General features: G+C 62.9%; 18 protein-coding genes and 2 pseudogenes. 11 read left to right on the top strand and 9 right to left on the bottom strand.

What is annotated here, in order from left to right; genetic code table 11:
• Positions 1-49 precede the first annotated feature (49 nt).
• Genes ACSKB9_RS10795 through ACSKB9_RS10780 form a run of 4 tightly spaced genes read left to right on the top strand, consistent with a single transcriptional unit; the run spans position 50 to position 3,356 of the window.
• Complete coding sequence (locus ACSKB9_RS10795) at positions 50-1,249, top strand: CaiB/BaiF CoA transferase family protein (protein WP_438073057.1); 1,200 nt, start codon at positions 50-52, stop codon at positions 1,247-1,249.
• Between the two features lie 16 nt (positions 1,250-1,265).
• Complete coding sequence (locus tag ACSKB9_RS10790; RefSeq protein ID WP_438073055.1) at positions 1,266-2,042, top strand: enoyl-CoA hydratase/isomerase family protein; 777 nt, start codon at positions 1,266-1,268, stop codon at positions 2,040-2,042.
• Entirely contained in the window at positions 2,043-2,498 is a 456-nt protein-coding gene (locus ACSKB9_RS10785; RefSeq protein WP_438073054.1) for a MaoC family dehydratase, read from the top strand. It begins immediately after the preceding gene.
• Between the two features lie 3 nt (positions 2,499-2,501).
• Positions 2,502-3,356, top strand: coding sequence for an HpcH/HpaI aldolase/citrate lyase family protein (locus tag ACSKB9_RS10780; RefSeq protein WP_438073052.1), 855 nt, complete (start codon positions 2,502-2,504; stop codon positions 3,354-3,356).
• A gap of 86 nt (positions 3,357-3,442) precedes the next feature.
• Here ACSKB9_RS10780 and ACSKB9_RS10775 read toward each other — a convergent pair whose 3' ends face one another.
• The 3 genes and pseudogenes from ACSKB9_RS10775 to ACSKB9_RS10765 form a co-directional block, all read right to left on the bottom strand.
• Positions 3,443-4,594: an OpgC domain-containing protein gene (locus ACSKB9_RS10775; RefSeq protein WP_316397576.1), complete on the bottom strand. Its 1,152-nt coding sequence runs from the start codon at positions 4,592-4,594 to the stop codon at positions 3,443-3,445.
• Between the two features lie 163 nt (positions 4,595-4,757).
• Positions 4,758-5,032, bottom strand: a pseudogene (locus ACSKB9_RS10770) (hypothetical protein).
• 196 nt (positions 5,033-5,228) lie between these two features.
• Positions 5,229-5,831: pseudogene (locus tag ACSKB9_RS10765) on the bottom strand (LexA family transcriptional regulator); the annotation flags it as partial.
• Between the two features lie 127 nt (positions 5,832-5,958).
• Between ACSKB9_RS10765 and ACSKB9_RS10760 the strand changes: the two are divergent.
• From ACSKB9_RS10760 to ACSKB9_RS10745, 4 genes are all read left to right on the top strand, one after another.
• Positions 5,959-6,519 carry a GcrA family cell cycle regulator gene (locus ACSKB9_RS10760; protein WP_057020535.1) on the top strand — a complete coding sequence of 187 codons (561 nt, stop codon included), beginning with the start codon at positions 5,959-5,961 and terminating at the stop codon, positions 6,517-6,519.
• Positions 6,520-6,613: 94 nt separating this feature from the next.
• Complete coding sequence (locus ACSKB9_RS10755) at positions 6,614-7,186, top strand: DUF6456 domain-containing protein (protein WP_438073051.1); 573 nt, start codon at positions 6,614-6,616, stop codon at positions 7,184-7,186.
• A gap of 344 nt (positions 7,187-7,530) precedes the next feature.
• Complete coding sequence (locus tag ACSKB9_RS10750) at positions 7,531-7,953, top strand: GFA family protein (protein WP_038376562.1); 423 nt, start codon at positions 7,531-7,533, stop codon at positions 7,951-7,953.
• 282 nt (positions 7,954-8,235) lie between these two features.
• Positions 8,236-9,495, top strand: coding sequence for a CaiB/BaiF CoA transferase family protein (locus ACSKB9_RS10745; RefSeq protein WP_438073049.1), 1,260 nt, complete (start codon positions 8,236-8,238; stop codon positions 9,493-9,495).
• Between the two features lie 246 nt (positions 9,496-9,741).
• On the opposite strand, the gene ACSKB9_RS10740 is transcribed toward ACSKB9_RS10745, so the two are convergent.
• Positions 9,742-9,900, bottom strand: coding sequence for a hypothetical protein (locus ACSKB9_RS10740; RefSeq protein ID WP_225645895.1), 159 nt, complete (start codon positions 9,898-9,900; stop codon positions 9,742-9,744).
• A gap of 52 nt (positions 9,901-9,952) precedes the next feature.
• On the opposite strand from ACSKB9_RS10740, the gene ACSKB9_RS10735 reads away from it, so the two are divergent.
• Entirely contained in the window at positions 9,953-10,135 is a 183-nt protein-coding gene (locus tag ACSKB9_RS10735; protein ID WP_016847357.1) for a hypothetical protein, read from the top strand.
• 25 nt (positions 10,136-10,160) lie between these two features.
• Here ACSKB9_RS10735 and ACSKB9_RS10730 read toward each other — a convergent pair whose 3' ends face one another.
• The 5 genes from ACSKB9_RS10730 to ACSKB9_RS10710 are packed head-to-tail and all read right to left on the bottom strand — an operon-like array spanning position 10,161 to position 13,286.
• A complete protein-coding gene (locus tag ACSKB9_RS10730) occupies positions 10,161-10,481 on the bottom strand; it encodes a cupin domain-containing protein (protein WP_057020532.1) in 321 nt (106 codons plus the stop codon).
• Entirely contained in the window at positions 10,478-11,218 is a 741-nt protein-coding gene (locus ACSKB9_RS10725; protein ID WP_229188818.1) for a YqcI/YcgG family protein, read from the bottom strand. The genes ACSKB9_RS10730 and ACSKB9_RS10725 overlap by 4 nt, the downstream gene beginning before the upstream one ends.
• A 40-nt stretch (positions 11,219-11,258) precedes the next feature.
• On the bottom strand, positions 11,259-12,272 hold the full coding sequence (locus ACSKB9_RS10720) for an MFS transporter (protein ID WP_438073046.1): 1,014 nt from the start codon (positions 12,270-12,272) through the stop codon (positions 11,259-11,261).
• Positions 12,181-12,552 (bottom strand): hypothetical protein, encoded by a 372-nt coding sequence (locus tag ACSKB9_RS10715; RefSeq protein WP_438073044.1) that lies wholly within the window; start codon positions 12,550-12,552, stop codon positions 12,181-12,183. The genes ACSKB9_RS10720 and ACSKB9_RS10715 overlap by 92 nt, the downstream gene beginning before the upstream one ends.
• Entirely contained in the window at positions 12,552-13,286 is a 735-nt protein-coding gene (locus ACSKB9_RS10710) for a hypothetical protein (protein WP_082654035.1), read from the bottom strand. The genes ACSKB9_RS10715 and ACSKB9_RS10710 overlap by 1 nt, the downstream gene beginning before the upstream one ends.
• A 42-nt stretch (positions 13,287-13,328) precedes the next feature.
• On the opposite strand from ACSKB9_RS10710, the gene ACSKB9_RS10705 reads away from it, so the two are divergent.
• Together ACSKB9_RS10705 and ACSKB9_RS10700 are read left to right on the top strand one after the other, a co-directional pair.
• Positions 13,329-14,348 (top strand): GlxA family transcriptional regulator, encoded by a 1,020-nt coding sequence (locus tag ACSKB9_RS10705; protein WP_018272820.1) that lies wholly within the window; start codon positions 13,329-13,331, stop codon positions 14,346-14,348.
• A 165-nt stretch (positions 14,349-14,513) separates the two neighbouring features.
• Positions 14,514-15,647, top strand: a complete 1,134-nt coding sequence (locus ACSKB9_RS10700; RefSeq protein WP_229188822.1) for an alpha-hydroxy acid oxidase — start codon at positions 14,514-14,516, stop codon at positions 15,645-15,647.
• Positions 15,648-15,670 lie beyond the last annotated feature (23 nt).

Below are 15,670 nucleotides of genomic sequence, written 5' to 3'. Positions count from 1 at the left end.
GGGGATCATGCCCAAAGGACAGGGCTCTTCGACAGCGATGGGAGGACAAATGGCGGGCAAGCTGACGCCGACGCATGAAGCGCCGTATCGTGGGCTGAAGGTACTCGATTTCGGGCAGGGGATTGCCTCGCCCTACTGCGCGATGCTGCTTGGGGTCTACGGCGCCGACGTCATCAAGGTCGAACCGCCGGAGGGCGACTGGTCGCGCTATCTCGGCACGACCTACGGCAATCACACAACGCTGTCGGCGGTCTACAACCGCGGCAAGCGCAGCCTGTGCCTCGACATGAAGCACAAGGACGGGATCGCGATCGCGCAGCGGCTGGCGCGCGAGGCCGATGTCCTCATCGAGGGCTTTCGTCCCGGTGTCGCAGAGCGGCTCGGGCTCGGTTACGAGGGCCTGTCGCGCGACAATCCCGGCCTGGTCTACCTGTCGGTCAGCGGCTTCGGGCAGAGCGGCCCGTACGCCAAGCGGCCCGGCTCGGATTCGGTGGCGCAGGCGTTCTCGGGGCTGGTCTCGGTCAATGTCGGCGCCGATGGCGTGCCGCATCGGGTCGGGACCACGATTTCCGATGTCGTCACCGGCGTCTATGCGTTCCAAGCCATCGCCACGACGCTGTTCGCGCGCGCGACCGTCGGCACCGGCCGCTGGATCGACGTCAATCTCTGCCAGTCGACGTCGGCGCTGCTCGGCCACAAGGTGGCGGAGTTCATCCTCGAGGGCGGCGCGCCGCGCGCGCTGAACGTTCCGGCCGGCACCTACCAGACCCAGGACGGCTGGATGATGGTCACCCTGGTGAACGAGCCGCAATACAAGCGGCTATGCGGTGCGATCGGCCGTGAGGACCTCGCCGGCGATCCGCGTTTTGCCGACTTCGCCCGCCGCGCCGATGCGGCCGACGCGCTGATCCCGCAATTGCGCGAGGTGTTCCTGACCCAGGCGACGGACGCCTGGCTGACCCGGCTGCATGCGGCTGATATCATCGCGGAGCGGATCCTCGATCCCGGCGAATGGCTGCGCAATGTCCATGTCGAAGCGACCAAGGCGTCGGTGCGCCAGGACACACCCGGCGTCGGCGCGGTCTATTCGCCGCGCACGCCAGGGATCGCGAGCCTGTCCGAGGATCACCTTTGCCCCGCACCTGACGTCGGGCAGGATAGCCGCGCGGTGCTGACAGAGGCCGGATTTGACTCCGCAGAGATCGACGGCCTGCTGCTCTCGGGCGCCGTGCGGCAGGCCAAGAGCTAACGGGAGGCAACACATCATGAGCACCGACCTCGTTCGTTACTCGGTCACCGACCAGATTGCGGAGATCGTGCTGGATCGCGCGCCGGTCAACGCACTCAGCATTCCCCTGATCGACGCGCTGCTGGCGGCGCTGGCGAAAGCGCGTGACGACGACGCGGTGCGTGCCGTCATCATCAGCAGCGCCCACAAGGTGTTTTGCGCCGGCCTCGATCTCGACATCGTCAAGGGCAAGCCCGCGATCGAGACCAAGACATTCCTCGAGCGGCTGTATTTCGCGCTGAACGATACGCAGTACCGCATGGGCAAGCCGACGATTGCGGCGATCGATGGCGCGGTGCGCGCCGGCGGCATGACGATCGCGATCTCCTGCGACATGATCGTCGCGGGCGACGGCTCGACCTTCGGCTATCCCGAGATCGATGTCGGCCTGATCCCGGCGATCCATTTCGTGCAGTTGCCGCGGCTGGTCGGAAAGCACCAGGCGTTCGGCCCGCTGTTCCTTGGCGAGCCCTTCGATGCCGCGACCGCCTTTCGCATGGGGCTGCTCAGCGAGGTGGTGCCGAAGGGCACCGCGCTCGCGCGCGCCCGCGAGATCGCACGCAAGCTCGCGGCGAAATCACCGATCGTGATGAAGATCGGCCGCGACGCTTTCATGCGCGCAGTCGATGCCGATTTCCGCCGCTCGGTGGAGAACACGGCGGAAAGCTTCGTTGTGGTCGCATCGACGGAAGATTGCCAGGAAGGGCTGAATGCGTTCGTCGAGAAGCGGACGCCCAACTACAAGGGACGGTAAATGGCTGGATTGTATTTCGAGGAGTTCGAGACCGGACAGGAATTCCATCACGAGTTCAGCCGCACCGTGACCGAGATGGACAACACCATGTTCAGCCTCCTGACCATGAACCCGCAGCCATTGCATATCGACGCGCATTTCTCCGAGAAGACCGAGTTCGGCCAGCGGCTGTTCAACAGCCTCTATACGCTCGGCATCATGATCGGCATGAGCGTGTACGATACGACGCTGGGAACGACCGTCGGCAATCTCGGCATGACCGACGTCAAGTTCCCGAAGCCGGTGTTCCATGGCGATACGCTGAAGGCGCACACCAGAATCATCGGCAAGCGCGCCAGCAAGTCGCGGCCCACCCAGGGCATCGTCGAGTTCGAGCACACCATGACCAACCAGCGCGGCGAGGTGGTGGCGAGCTGCCGCCGCACCGGCCTGATGCACTGCAAGCCGAAGGCGTAAGCGATGCGATCGTTCCTGTTCGTTCCCGGCGACAGCACCCGGAAGTATGAAAGCGCGAAGAAGACTGCGGCCGATGCCTTGATCCTCGATCTCGAGGATTCCATCGCGCCGGACCAGAAGGTGGTTGCGCGGGGCATCACGCGCGAGATGCTCGATGCGCGCAATCCGGAGCAGAAGCTTTATATCCGCGTCAACGCGCTCGACACCGACCTGACGCTCGGCGATCTCGCCGCCGTGATGCCCGGCAAACCGGATGGAATCGTGCTGCCGAAATGCGCCGGTGCCGCCGACGTCAACCGGCTCGCGCTCTATCTCGACGCATTCGAGGCCGCCTCTGACATCGCGCAGGGCACCACCCGGATCGTGACGGTCGCGACCGAGACGGCGCGGGCGGTGCTGAAAATCCTCGATTTCGAGAACATGAGCCCGCGGCTGTGGGGCATGATGTGGGGCGCGGAGGATCTCGCGGCCTCGCTCGGGGCAACGCGCAACCGCAGTGATGGCCGCTATCACTCGCCCTTCATCCTGGCGCGCGATCTCTGCCTGATCGGCGCGGCCGCCGCCGGCGTCGTCGCGATCGACACCATCGCGACCGACATCAACGATCTCGATGCTTTGAAGGCCGAGGCGGTCGCCGCGCGCCAGGATGGCTTCCTCGCCAAGGCCGTGATCCACCCCAAGCATGTCGACGTCGTCAATGCGGCCTTCATGCCGACGGATGAGGAAATCGCATGGTCGGAGCGGGTGATCGCCGCGTTCGCCAATAATCCATCGGGAGTCGCCAAGATGGACGGCAAGATGCTGGACAAGCCGCATCTGCGCGCCGCCGAGAAGATCCTGGCGTCGCGCAGGAAATAGTCGGGGAGGCGGGCTCGATACCGCGATATTGCGCGATAGCGAGGCGCGGCTGCGGCGGTCGCTGGCGATCGACTAAACCGCAGGAATCAGGAATGAGCGACGGCCGACTTGCCGTCCTGCTGCTTCGACCACGAGACGTAGTAGGCGACGGCCGTCATCGCCGCGATACCGGCGATGCTGACCGCGACCTGCCTTGCCAGTGAGTATGGGCCCGTAATCAAGATCAGGTGCGCAGCGAATGAGAGGAAGACGCCTGCACAGAACACGGCCAGCCATTCCTCGCCGCACTTGATGATCGGCTGCAAGGCGGGAGATCGCAGGTATTCCCAATCGCGCGGCACCAGCCAGCTGAACAGGAATGTCAGGACCAGGAAGTGCAGGATGCGATGAGGCGCGATCTCCTCCCGGTCGTTTGGCAGCAGCACATCGCTCAGCCCACTCGGCATCATTTGCGCGAGTGCCGGGATATCGCTGATCGAGACAATTGTCAGGGCGAACAGCAGATACAGCAACGCCATGGCGCGCAGCGCGGGAGCCGCCTGCATCGCGCGGATCGCGGGCGCATATCGCGCGCCGATCAGCGCGAGCCAGCCGCCCATCACGAACAGCAATTGCCAGCAGAACGGATTGAGGTACCAGTCGCCATACGGATATGACGACAGGTTCCAGTTGAGCAGCCGGCCGGCCGCGTAGAGGGTCACGGACGCGACGACCGTCGCGTTCGGCACGTACAACAGCCCGAACACGATGACGGGCTGGAACGCCATCAAGGCAATGGTGAGTTGCAGCACGTCGAGATTGAGCGGCTTGGCCTGCAGGAACAGGCCGTAGATCAACGTCCGGATCGGGTGATCGATGAAGCCGGTGATGTTGAACTCGCTGATGATCTCGGGCGCCGCGGTCCGGGTGGCCACATAGCTGATCAACTCGACATAGATCACGAACAGAACGATATAGGCGGCATAGAGCTGCCATACGCGCTTGAAGATGCGGGTTGCGGCCACCAGGAATCCGCGTTCCAGCGTCATCCTGGCGTAGATGAGCGTCACGGCGTAGCCGCCCACGAATACAAAAAGGTCGGTTGCGCCGCTGAAGCCGAAGTTGCGCATGGTCAGCGCGCCGACGACGTTGTGCGGAATATGGTCCAGAAACAGAAACCAGTTTGCGATGCCAAGCAGCAGCGCGATCCTGAGATCGCCATCGGCTTTCGCGATCTCGGCGTTTGTCGTCGAAGTCATCTGAAGCTGAAATTTGCCGGCCCGAAAACGAATCGCTAGTCTAGAGGGAACCCGCGCCTGGTCCGAATAGACTTTGCGTGAACCCTATCTAGTCCGTTTCGGGTTCCGGCCAAGTGGCCGGCTCAAGAAAGATCACGTTTTCGCAATCAACTCGTGAGCGGTGTCAGATCGGTTCGTGTTTGCGCAGGTCGCGGGCGTGATCCAGCGTATTGGCTTGCAGGTTCGCGACGGTCGGGGGAGCTCCGGTAAGGCGGCCTCGGCCAGCAGGTCGTCCGTGACATCCTCGATCGAACGCTCGGCAATCTCGTGAATGAAGCTGATGTTCGTATATTCGCCCGAGGCGATTCGTGAGACTACGTCGCGTCGTGTCATTTCGGGATCGACGATCGCCTCGCGGCCACGGCGGCCATAGTCGATCATCACGACGAAATACTGCATTGCCTGATCGTTCGATGTTCTGATTGTCACCGGGCATTATTTCCGATAATCGGAAGTATGTCAAGGTGAATTGTTGAAAACCGAAATTCAGGCATGCACCGCCGGACCGATTCGGCCCGAAGGCGTCCGAATCGGTCCGGCCGGTCCCTGAAGCAGCGCGGTTACTTCTCGGACGATCGGCCGCCCTGCGTCCGGCAGATTTGCGACCCTTCGCCGCCGACTTGCCGCGCAGCCTTTCGATCTGGCCGCGAGGCAGGGTGACGCAGATTTCGCCGATCCATTCGAGCTTTACGCCGTTGATCGGCTTGGCATTAAAGCTCTTGAGGTTGACGGTGCCGGACGAACTGCCGCGTTCGATCGTCTTCAGATACCGCTCGCCGCTCTTCAGCCGGACTGCAGCTTCCTCTCCGTAGAAGCTCGACAGCGGATAGCGCTGCTCGCGATACACCACGATGACGTCGCCGTTCTCGTATTTCGGCAGCATCGAATCGCCTGAGACCTCGAAAGCGACGGTCTCCTCCGTCATCGGGAACGGAAGCTCGATTTCGCCGAGACCCTCCGGCGGGACCTGTTCAAGCTCCGGCTGGATCGAGGCGCCGGCGCCGACCCGGCCCACGATCGGCACCGAATTCAGCTCCAAATACTCCATGATCGGGGCAATCTCGGATGCCTTGATCAACCTTATTCCCGACAGGATTTCGGAGACCGCCCCGGCCCGAACCCCCATCGCGCGGGCAAGCCCGCCTTTGCTCTTCCCAGTCTTTTCCAGTGCTCGTTCGATCAGCGCCGCGTCCAGCATGTTTCATCCTTTCCCAAACCCGGAGACACTATATCCGTTACGATTATCAGAAACAAGCTTGACTTTTTCTTCGGAATATCGGAAGGTATGCGAGGCGCCGGCGGAATGACAGAAACGGGAATTTGGAATGGAAATGATGAACTGGCTGCCGGAGCATTCGGCAGCCCTGCAGGATCTCCGCGCCCGCGGCTTGTCCTATTCGGAAATCGCTGACACGATCAACGCTACCTTCAATACGGCCTATACGCGCAACGCGGCGCTCAGCCGAGCGCAGCGCATGGGGTTGGCGGGCCTCGAAAGGCTCGAGCCGTCCCTGCCGGGGCACCTCGATCCGCCCAAACCGTCCCTGCCGGAGCTCCCAAGGATCGGGCGGCTGCGTGAAGGGCACACTGAACTGACGCCGGATCTGCTTCGCGGGCCAAAGATCTTCACTGAAACGGTGGAGATGCCGCAGCTTCGTTGCGCGGCGGTCGTGCCGCGGCATCTTTCGCTGCTCGACCTCAAGCCCGGAGACTGCCGCTATCCCTATGGCGGAGATAGCGACGGCGAGACGATGACCTTCTGCGGTCATCCGTGCCGGTCGGGTTCGAGCTACTGCACCCCGCATTTTCACCTGAGTCGCGATCCTGAGGCCACGGCGAGGCCGGTATTGAGCGCCGCCTGGCTTCAAGCCATCGGGGCCGGTTGAGGCAATTCATCACCTGACCGACGGATATCGGTCCGCAACCGCGATCGCGCGGAAGCCTCCGCGCGCCCATCACCAGACATTTTGGAGGTTACCAATGCCGCGAGCCAAGCGCCGGAAGCCGTACGATCCCGTCGGAGCGCACGATCGACGTGCCCAGGATCTGCCCTTTAATGCCGAGGTGGCGACCGTCGACGTCGACAATCCCCTTGCGCTCGAGCCCGGCGAGAAGATCGTTGCCTTTCGCTCGATCCGCAACGATCCGCTCGGCCGGTTGCACGCGCACCGCCAGATCGACGATACGCAATATCGGAGTGGCCGGGCGTTCCAAAACGACTGGGAAAAGGCCGAGCGCGGGCCGCGCGCGGTGGATACGACACGCGAATTCGTCGATGGCGGCCTGCGACGCGAGCCGATCACCGAGGGGCAGCGCCAGGCGACGCTGCGCCTGAATCGCGCCGAGCATGAGCTCGGCGCCGACGGTTCGGCGCTGGTGCACGACGTCCTGATCCTCGGCATGACCATGGAGCAGGTTGGACAGCGGCGCGGGCTGCGCACGCAGCGCTGGCAGGACTATTTTGCGCGGCGTCTCAAGGAATGCCTGGATCGGCTGGCACTGATGTACGGGCTTGCGACGGCAGGCAGGGTTCCGGTGAAGGACCGTCGCTGATCTGACGCGGTTTGTCGCGCAGGAAATCCGGCACGGCAGCCATCATCGCATGACTGTGCATTGCCTCACACTGAACTCCTTCCTTGTGTGCGGTCGGGATTGGGCCCGGCCAAGGCTGTGAAGATGGTCGACAGCGGCGCGGACTCTCATGTAACTTCCGTCGCGTCGACGACCTGCCTGCATTCGAGCCCTCTCGCGCAAGGAAGGGTCTGGTACGTCCACGCAAGGGAGTTCGCCGCGGCTACGCACCTGTCGACATCTTCTCTGCATCACGAACACCACGAGCAACGTGGATCGATGTCGACGCGGAGCCCAATCAAAATAACCCAAGGGAGAAACGACCGATGAATCACACTGGAAACTGCTTTTGTGGCGCCGTCGAACTCAAGGTCAGCGGAGAGCCTGAGGCAATGGGCTATTGCCACTGCCGCTCATGCCGTTCCTGGTCCGGTGGTCCGGTGAATGCGTTCAGCCTCTGGAAGCCCGAGGCGGTCGAGGTCACCAAGGGCGCCGACCACATCGCGACATTCGAGAAGACCGCGATGAGCCAGCGCAAATATTGCACGAAGTGCGGCGGTCACCTGATGACCAACCACCCGACGCTCGGGCTCGTCGACGTGTTCACCGCAACGATCCCGACGCTGAAATTCAACCCAGGCGTTCACGTCAACTATTCCGAGGCAGTGCTGCAGATACGCGATGGCCTGCCGAAGTTGAAGGATTTTCCGGCTGAGTTCGGCGGCTCCGGCGAAATGATCGCCGAATAGATCACGCAGGCGGGTGGCGGCGGCGTGCCGCCACCCGCCTGCGTATGGGCTTCGCGCCCCACAGTTCGGTATCCGGCAGGCTTGCTTCGTATGCGAGGCGTCCGACCATGTCGGCGGCCGCCCGGTCGTCTTTGGCCATCGACAGCCATGTCGGACGAAGGTCCCGCCCTGCAAAATCCGGGTTTGGTTTTGCTGACGAGCTTCCGCTAAAAGGCGAGCAGTGCCGGTCTTGGCAGGGACCCTCGTATTTCGCCTGATAAAATAACAGAGGAAGCGTCAGACATGACCAGACCAGAATTGCCGGGGCGCACGCCGCGCGGGGAGGAGTTCCGACGGCGCTCGAACGGCCTGCTGGTCGTCGACTTCACCCGCGTCGTGGCCGGCCCGGCCTGCACGCAAACGCTGGCCGACTTCGGGGCCGAAGTCATCAAGATCGAGAATCCGGATGGCGGTGATGACACGCGCGCCTATGAGCACGCCGAGATCGGCGGGGAGAGCGCAGCGTATCTGAGCCTCAACCGCAACAAGCGCGGCATTGCGCTCGATTTCAACAATCCGGCCGCGCTCGAGGTTGCGCGCGCGTTGATTGCCAAGGCCGACGTCGTGGTGGAGAATTTCTCCGGCGGCGTGATGAAGAAATTCGGTCTCGATTATGCGTCGGTGGCGCCGACCAACCCGCGGCTGATTTATTGCTCGATCTCCGCCTACGGCCGTAAAGGCGATTTCGCGCTGCGCCCGGGCTTCGACCCCATCACGCAGGCCGAAAGCGGCTTCATGTCGCTCAACGGCTTTCCGGATGGCGAGCCGGTGCGCACCGGGCCGCCGATCGTCGACATGGCAACGGGCATGTCGGCCTGCAACGCCATTCTGCTGGCGCTGATTGCGCGCGATCGGCTCGGTCGCGGTCAGCAGGTCGAGGTCGCATTGATCGACACCGCGGTGTCAATGACCGGCTTCTACGGCATGGCCTATCTTATCAATGGCAACAATCCTGGCCGTTTCGGCAACTCTCCGAACGGTTCGCCGACCGTCGGCGTCTATCGGGCGTCCGATGGTCCGCTCTACATGGCCTGCGCCAATGACCGGCTGTATCGCCGGCTGGTCACCGACGTGCTGGAACGTCCGGATCTCGTCACCGATCCCGAGTTTGCTCACCGCAAGGCGCGGACCGCCAACAAGGAGAAGCTGCGCGCGATCATTGCCAGCGTGTTTGCGGGCGACACGCTCGAGAACTGGATGGCGAAGATGAAGAAGGCCAACATTCCGGTTGGCTATCTGCGGACGGTCGAGGAGGGGTTCAATGCGCCCGAGGTGCGCGACCGGCATCGCCTGAGCAGGATTGCGCATCCAACCGCCGGCTCGGTTCCCAACATCGAGTCGCCGGTCAATATGAGCCTGACGCCGACCGTTGATCCTGTTGCGGCTCCGCTGCTCGGTCAGCATACGAAGGACGTGTTGAGCAAGACGCTCGGCTACGACGACCGGCGCATCGCCGCGCTGGCCGAGGCCGGCGCGTTCGGCAAGGCAGGCAACACCGGCTAGAGCCCTCCGTTCCGATGGAATCGGAAAGGGGCTGTCGCTTCTAGTTTGACGCGTCTCCTTGACGCGAACCGGTATCCGCTTCGCTCGAAAACGCTCCAGCGTGCTCAGCCTGCACAAAAGATCAACTATTCGCAAAACAATCTGACGGCAGGCGAGAGGAAAGCCTCTCGCCTGGCGAGATGTCTTTCAGGCGTCGCAGGCCCCGGCGCGTCGCCGGCGGCCTTGGAGCTGGTCCGTTTCGGGAACTCAGTTCGGCTTGCTGCGCAAGTTGTTCCTTGGCATACTTTCAACTTCCTCGGGCTCCGCCCGATCAATCTCGAGGCGTGCCATCCGGAGGATGAGGGTTGCCGTGGTGAGGCCGAGGCGTTCGGCCTCTTGTGCTGCGGTGTCGACCTTCTGGGCCAAGCCTTCACGCTTACCTGGGTATGCCATTCGTAATCCTCACTTAAGGTGCGAGATGAAAAATCCCACATACGTTGCAGAGCTGCAGAAGAAGCTCGGAGCTCCATCGAGCGAAACACTGGAAAGCCTGCGACTGTTGAAGGCTTTCCTTCGACTTGCGCCCGACCAGCGTTCCGAGGTCATCGAGCTGGTCGAACGTTTGGCGGTTGAGCCGCCGCGCGATCCCTCACTGTCCTGAGGTGCTCGCAAATCCTTCCTGTGCGTCAGTTGCTCATCGGCTTGGCGGGTGTTTGCGTCGCGATCACGTAGATTGCGCCGCCCTCGAGCGCTTCGGATTGATGCCGGGTACCGGCCGGCAGCAGGATGGTATCGCCGGCGCCGACCACCCGCTCGCCACCATCCCAGATGAAGTGCAGCCGGCCGCTGATGATCATCAGGATCTCGTCGACCGGATGAGTATGGAATTGATGCACCTTGCCGGCCGCATCATGCTGCAGTTCGACCGAGCCCTGGGCCGGGAGCAGGTTCAGGATCTCAGGGTCGATGGCAAATTCAGTCTTCGTGCCTGCGATGATCTGGGTCATGCTGCCTGCTCCTTGTTCGCGATCGGTGGCGTCTTGTTTTGCGCGAGCTTGGCGAAGGGGCAGCCCGAGCTCGCATTGTTGTCGTCGTGCAGGAAGTACTGCAGATACTCGCGGCCGTCGGTTGCGCCGTAGCGGCCAAGAAGCGGAGAGGGGCTCGCGCTGTCGTACGGGATCAGGCGCTTGCGCACCTCCGCGAACGCGGCGTTCGCAGCCTTCTCCGTCCCGAGGATCTTCTCGAACACCCAGCGCGGCTGGAACGTGAGCATGAACGCGCTGGACCGGCGGCTTTGCCGCATCACATGCGCGGGCGTCGTGCAGACCACGAAGATCGGCTCGCCCGCAAACGAGAACTCCCACATCGGATGGTCGATCTGTTCCGGAATCTCTGATGGCCACGGGTTCTTGTCTAGCCGTGCGAGCTGGTCGAGCGTCAGCCACATCTTGCGATAATAAGCATCGAGCGTCTGCACCGGGCGGGGCCGCGTGAACACGATCAACGAGGTGTTGGGACCGAACGAGCGCGCCTGCGAGACATATTGCCCGAGTTGCTCGCCCAGCACTGCCACATCATACGGATCGAGGAAAAGGTAGCGGAGCTGGTCCTGGCGATGTCCGGTCACGCCGAACACGCAAGGGAACGGCCTTGCCTCGCTGCTCATCTGCGCTTCAAACTCGGAGAACATCACGCTCTGCCAGCTGCTGACCGGAAAGTTTGACGCGACTTCGCCTTTTCTCAAGAACAAGCGCTCCATAACACCCCCTACACTCATAACCACACTAACGAGCTATCAACTTGCTTCTCATCAAGAGCGGCCCGGCAATGCCGGGCAGCGACATGAGAAGCAGAATGACAATCAAGGCGCTGTAGCCGCCGTCGCCGATCGCGGCCGTGTTGTGTACGGCGTCGGTCCCCGAGGCGTTGCTGGCGGCGAGCATCGCGAAGCCGATGATGGGCTGCGAGATGCCGGCGAAAATTCCGGCGGCAGTGGTGTTCACGGATGCGCCCACACCGATCAGATCGGCGGTGTAGAGCTTCTTGACGCATTTCAGCACCAGCGGGACGGTGCCGCCGGCGACGAGCCCCAAGGCAGTGAACGCGACGGTGACGTAGGCGAGACCAAATGTCTGGGCGATCGGCGGCAGCAACATCGCGATCAGCAGCATGCGCAGCACGCAAATGCCGATCAGCGCGCGGTCAAGCGCCGCCGCGGCGCGATCGGCAGCGTGACCCAGGAAGATCGAGCCGAGCGCATTGCCGATCATGAAGGCGAGCAGGGGCGTGCCGGCCGCTGTCGGGGAGATATGGAAGAAGTGCGCGACCATCGGAATGCCCCAGACGCCCGACAGTGTGGTCACTACCGCGAAGTGCGACGCAAACGTCATTGCGCAACCCCAGTTCGCGACATGGGCCAGCGATTGCCGCGCGGCGAGCACCACGCCCTTCAGCGTCTTGTTGCTGTGCGAGGCCGGATCGGGCTTGAGCGCGAGCTTGGCGAAAGCGAGGTTGGCGAGGCCAATGCAGGCGATGAACAGGAAGCAGGCCCGCCAGCCAAAGCCTGAGACCGCGGCTGCAAGCGGCGTGGTCGCGATGACGCCACCGACATAGCCCGAGACCTGCGAGATGCCCGACATCATGCCGAATCGCTCATCCGCGAAGCTCTGTGCCACGAGCTTCAGGAGTGCGGTAAAGACCAGCGCATCACCGCAGGCGACGATCAGGCGCGCAACAAAAACGTCGAGCAGGTTCGGCGCCAGCGCGAACGCGGCGCTGCCGAGCGAGGAGGCGATCATGCTGACGAGGACGACGCGCTTGACGCCGTAACGGTCGACCAGAAGGCCTGCCGGAATCTGCCATCAAGGTGTAGCCCCAGAAGTAGCTTGAGGCGAGCATCGCAACACCGGCCGCGTCGGTGTTGAAGTCGTGCATGAAATTGAGGCTGACCGACTGCGGCGATACGCGCTGCAGGAAGGCGATGGCGTAGGCGATGGCCACCGCCGTCCACGCGAGATAGGCGCGATCGGTGAAGCGCGACGTCGGGGCATAAACAGCTTGTTGTCCGAGCATCGACATCACACCCTCGCGTAACCCACCGAGAAAAGGGCATCCGCAGAATTCGGAATCTTCCGCGACATCGCGGCATCGACCAGCGACGCGGTGCCATGATAGGCCTGCCGATGGTGCTTAATGTGGCCGTAAGCGCCACGCATGATCATGTCGGGCAGTTCGAGCGGCTTGCCCGGATAGAGCGAGGTGCACATCTCGATACAGGCCGCCTGCAGGGCGAGATCCTGCGTATCGTCGAGCAAGGATGGAGTCACTTTTTCGCAAATCTTAGCGTTCGCTGCCCAGACGATCGGGTTGCGGGTTCGCCAGCCGTAGAGCACGTTGCCCTCGGCTCTCGCGGCGGCGCCGGAGCATTTCAGGACTTCCGATGTGAAGAATCCGTAGAAGCCGCGGCCCTGGTGCGCCGGGAGCACTTCCGTGCCGCTGCGATAAATTCCAAGTCCGGCCGACATCTGCAGGACGCGGTAGACCGAGAAGGCAATGAGGCCGGACCGATCGTAGACAAGGATCAGGCTATACTTCTTGTCGAAGGGCGAGGAGGTTGTTGTCCAGTGCGGCTCGGTGGCCTGCCAGTTGACGGCAATGATGGCGTTCATGGCGTCCATCAGCGGCTGACGGTCACAGGCTTCGACCCGAGAGGCATCGGGTAGACTGTAGATCGCGTAATCCGTCCAAGGCGATTTGATCGCCTCGTATCCGCTGCCCAGATTTCGCGGCATGGCAGAACTCCAGAATTCCATTGCGAGCTATACAGGGCAGCCTCGAATGGCTTAAAGGACAATATGCCCTCGAAAACTGCCAAAGCGCCCCGGCCAGAGCCGCGCGACAAGAAAGCAACGCGGCGGATCGCGATCGTTGCCTTTCCGGGTGTGACCTTGCTCGACATCTCGGGACCGGCGCAGGTGTTTGCAGAACTGGAAGCGATCGAGCTGCCGGGACCGGACTACTCGCTATCCTACCTGTCGACCTCCGGCGGGTTGGTGCCGACCGATGTCGGCATGATGATCGACACGGCGCCGATCGACAGTATTGCGCCCGCCGAGGTCGACACGCTGGTGATCCCCGGCGGGCCCGGCATCTGGAAGATCCGCAACGACGCGAAGTTGATGAACTGGATCGCGGAGGCGCTGCCCAAGGCGCGCCGTATCGCGTCGGTTTGCCTTGGCGCATTTGCGCTGGCCTGGACCGGGATTCTGGACGGCAAGCGGGCAGCAACGCACTGGCGTTATTGTCCCCGTCTGCAGGATAGCTTTCCCAATATCCGGGTTGAGCCCAACGCGATCTTCGTCAAGGACGGACGGGTCTGGTCATCGGCCGGGGTCAGCGCCGGCATCGATCTGGCACTCGCCATGATCGAGGAGGATTTCGGCCACACTATCGCGCTCGATGTTGCGCGCAGACTTGTGGTGTTTCTGAAACGGCCGGGCGGTCAGAGCCAGTTCTCCACCGTCCTTGCCGCACAGGCATCGGACGTCGAGGGACGCTTCAGCGCGCTGCACGCCTGGATCATCGAGAACATCACGAGCGACCTCAAGGTCGAGACCCTCGCGGAAAAGGCGGGGATGACGCCTCGCACCTTTGCCCGGACCTATGTCAGCCGCACCGGCATGACGCCTGCAAGCGGCGTTGAGGCGCTGCGCGTGGAGACGGCGCGCTTGCTGCTCGAAAGCCGCCAGATCGGCGGCGTGGTCGAGGTCGCCAAGCGCGCGGGATTTGGCGATGACGAGCGAATGCGGCGGGCCTTCCTGCGCCACCTCGGCGTATCGCCGACCGAGTACCGAAACCGGTTTTCCGGCAGCTAGCTCGCCTCGGGCGAGGCCGTCTGGACGCGGACCGCTTCGCGTCGGAAGCCGATCTATCTCACGAGCGAATAGCTGGCCTTCGCTGGCAGGATTCGCGGCTCAAGGTGGTAGCTTTTCCGGTTTGTCTGCGGCTAATGTGCCGGCCAAATCGGGAGAAGAAACACCATGAATGACGGGACCCCCATTCGACAGGCGCGCAATGTCGAACTCGGCGCCAGCGGCGAGGAATTCCAGAACCTGCACGAATTCGCGCGAAAGGCCCGCGCCAAGCTGAATCAGAACGCCTGGGACTACATCGTCGGCGCCTCGGAGACCGAGACCACGATGCGCCGCAACAGAATGGCGCTCGATGAGATCGCGTTCCGGCCGCGCGTCCTGCGCGACGTCATCAACGTCGATCCTTCCACCGAGGCATTCGGACGCAAGCTCCGGCTTCCCGTGATGATCGCCCCGGTCGGCGCGCTCGAGATCTTCGATCCGGATGCGGGCGCGGCCGTTGCGCGCGGAGCGGGAACGTTCGGCGCGGCGCACATGCTGAGTTCGGTGTCCGAGCCCGGGCTGGAGAACACCGCCAGGGCGGCACCGGATGCGCTTCGCATCTTCCAGCTCTATGTGCGTGGCGACGATGCCTTTGTCGAGGATGTGGTCAGCCGTAGCATCGACAACGGTTACGCCGCGTTCTGCCTCACGGTGGACACCGCCCATTACAGCCGGCGCGAACGCGACATAGCCAAGCGCTATGTTCGCGAGAGCCGCATCCGCGCCACCGGCGGCGATTTCCAGAAGGGTCTGGAATGGCGGACGGTGAAGCTGATCAAGGACAAGTTCAAGATTCCACTTATCCTCAAGGGGATCGCCACCGCCGAAGACGCCAAGATCGCGCTCGACCACGGGGTCGACTGGATCTATGTCTCAAATCATGGCGGCCGACAGCTCGACCATGGCCGTGGGTCCATGCATGTCCTGCCCGAGATCGTTCAGGCGGTCGCCGGCCGTGCCAAGATCATGGTCGACGGCTCGTTCTGCCGCGGCACCGACATTGTGAAGGCTATCATTTCGGGCGCTGATCTTGTCGGCATCGGCCGGCTGCAGTGCTGGGCGCTCGCCGCAGCCGGTGAGGCCGGCATTGTCCGGATGCTTGAACTGCTGGAGGACGAGGTGATCCGCTGCCTCGGTCTGCTCGGTGTCACCAGCTTTGCCGAACTGGACAAATCCTACCTGCATCCGGCGATGCCGACCAACCTGCCGAGCGTGTTCAGCGCATTCCCGCTTCTCGATATCGATCCCTACCGCTACTGAACCGCTGCGAGCAAAGCATGAAG

The organism is Bradyrhizobium sp. BR 1433 (assembly GCF_051547665.1).
Classification (GTDB): domain Bacteria; phylum Pseudomonadota; class Alphaproteobacteria; order Rhizobiales; family Xanthobacteraceae; genus Bradyrhizobium; species Bradyrhizobium australafricanum.
This window is presented reverse-complemented; position numbering and strand designations above follow the sequence as displayed.

Excerpts from the sequence above, each read along its gene's own strand:
- ACSKB9_RS10795 (WP_438073057.1), top strand. The coding sequence starts at position 50 with ATGGCGGGCAAGCTGACGCCGACGCATGAAGCGCCGTATCGTGGGCTG.
- ACSKB9_RS10790 (WP_438073055.1), top strand. The coding sequence starts at position 1,266 with ATGAGCACCGACCTCGTTCGTTACTCGGTCACCGACCAGATTGCGGAG.
- ACSKB9_RS10785 (WP_438073054.1), top strand. The coding sequence starts at position 2,043 with ATGGCTGGATTGTATTTCGAGGAGTTCGAGACCGGACAGGAATTCCAT.
- ACSKB9_RS10780 (WP_438073052.1), top strand. The coding sequence starts at position 2,502 with ATGCGATCGTTCCTGTTCGTTCCCGGCGACAGCACCCGGAAGTATGAA.
- ACSKB9_RS10775 (WP_316397576.1), bottom strand. The coding sequence starts at position 4,594 with ATGACTTCGACGACAAACGCCGAGATCGCGAAAGCCGATGGCGATCTC.
- ACSKB9_RS10760 (WP_057020535.1), top strand. The coding sequence starts at position 5,959 with ATGGAAATGATGAACTGGCTGCCGGAGCATTCGGCAGCCCTGCAGGAT.
- ACSKB9_RS10755 (WP_438073051.1), top strand. The coding sequence starts at position 6,614 with ATGCCGCGAGCCAAGCGCCGGAAGCCGTACGATCCCGTCGGAGCGCAC.
- ACSKB9_RS10750 (WP_038376562.1), top strand. The coding sequence starts at position 7,531 with ATGAATCACACTGGAAACTGCTTTTGTGGCGCCGTCGAACTCAAGGTC.
- ACSKB9_RS10745 (WP_438073049.1), top strand. The coding sequence starts at position 8,236 with ATGACCAGACCAGAATTGCCGGGGCGCACGCCGCGCGGGGAGGAGTTC.
- ACSKB9_RS10735 (WP_016847357.1), top strand. The coding sequence starts at position 9,953 with ATGAAAAATCCCACATACGTTGCAGAGCTGCAGAAGAAGCTCGGAGCT.
- ACSKB9_RS10730 (WP_057020532.1), bottom strand. The coding sequence starts at position 10,481 with ATGACCCAGATCATCGCAGGCACGAAGACTGAATTTGCCATCGACCCT.
- ACSKB9_RS10720 (WP_438073046.1), bottom strand. The coding sequence starts at position 12,272 with ATGATCGCCTCCTCGCTCGGCAGCGCCGCGTTCGCGCTGGCGCCGAAC.
- ACSKB9_RS10715 (WP_438073044.1), bottom strand. The coding sequence starts at position 12,552 with ATGTCGATGCTCGGACAACAAGCTGTTTATGCCCCGACGTCGCGCTTC.
- ACSKB9_RS10710 (WP_082654035.1), bottom strand. The coding sequence starts at position 13,286 with ATGGAATTCTGGAGTTCTGCCATGCCGCGAAATCTGGGCAGCGGATAC.
- ACSKB9_RS10705 (WP_018272820.1), top strand. The coding sequence starts at position 13,329 with ATGCCCTCGAAAACTGCCAAAGCGCCCCGGCCAGAGCCGCGCGACAAG.
- ACSKB9_RS10700 (WP_229188822.1), top strand. The coding sequence starts at position 14,514 with ATGAATGACGGGACCCCCATTCGACAGGCGCGCAATGTCGAACTCGGC.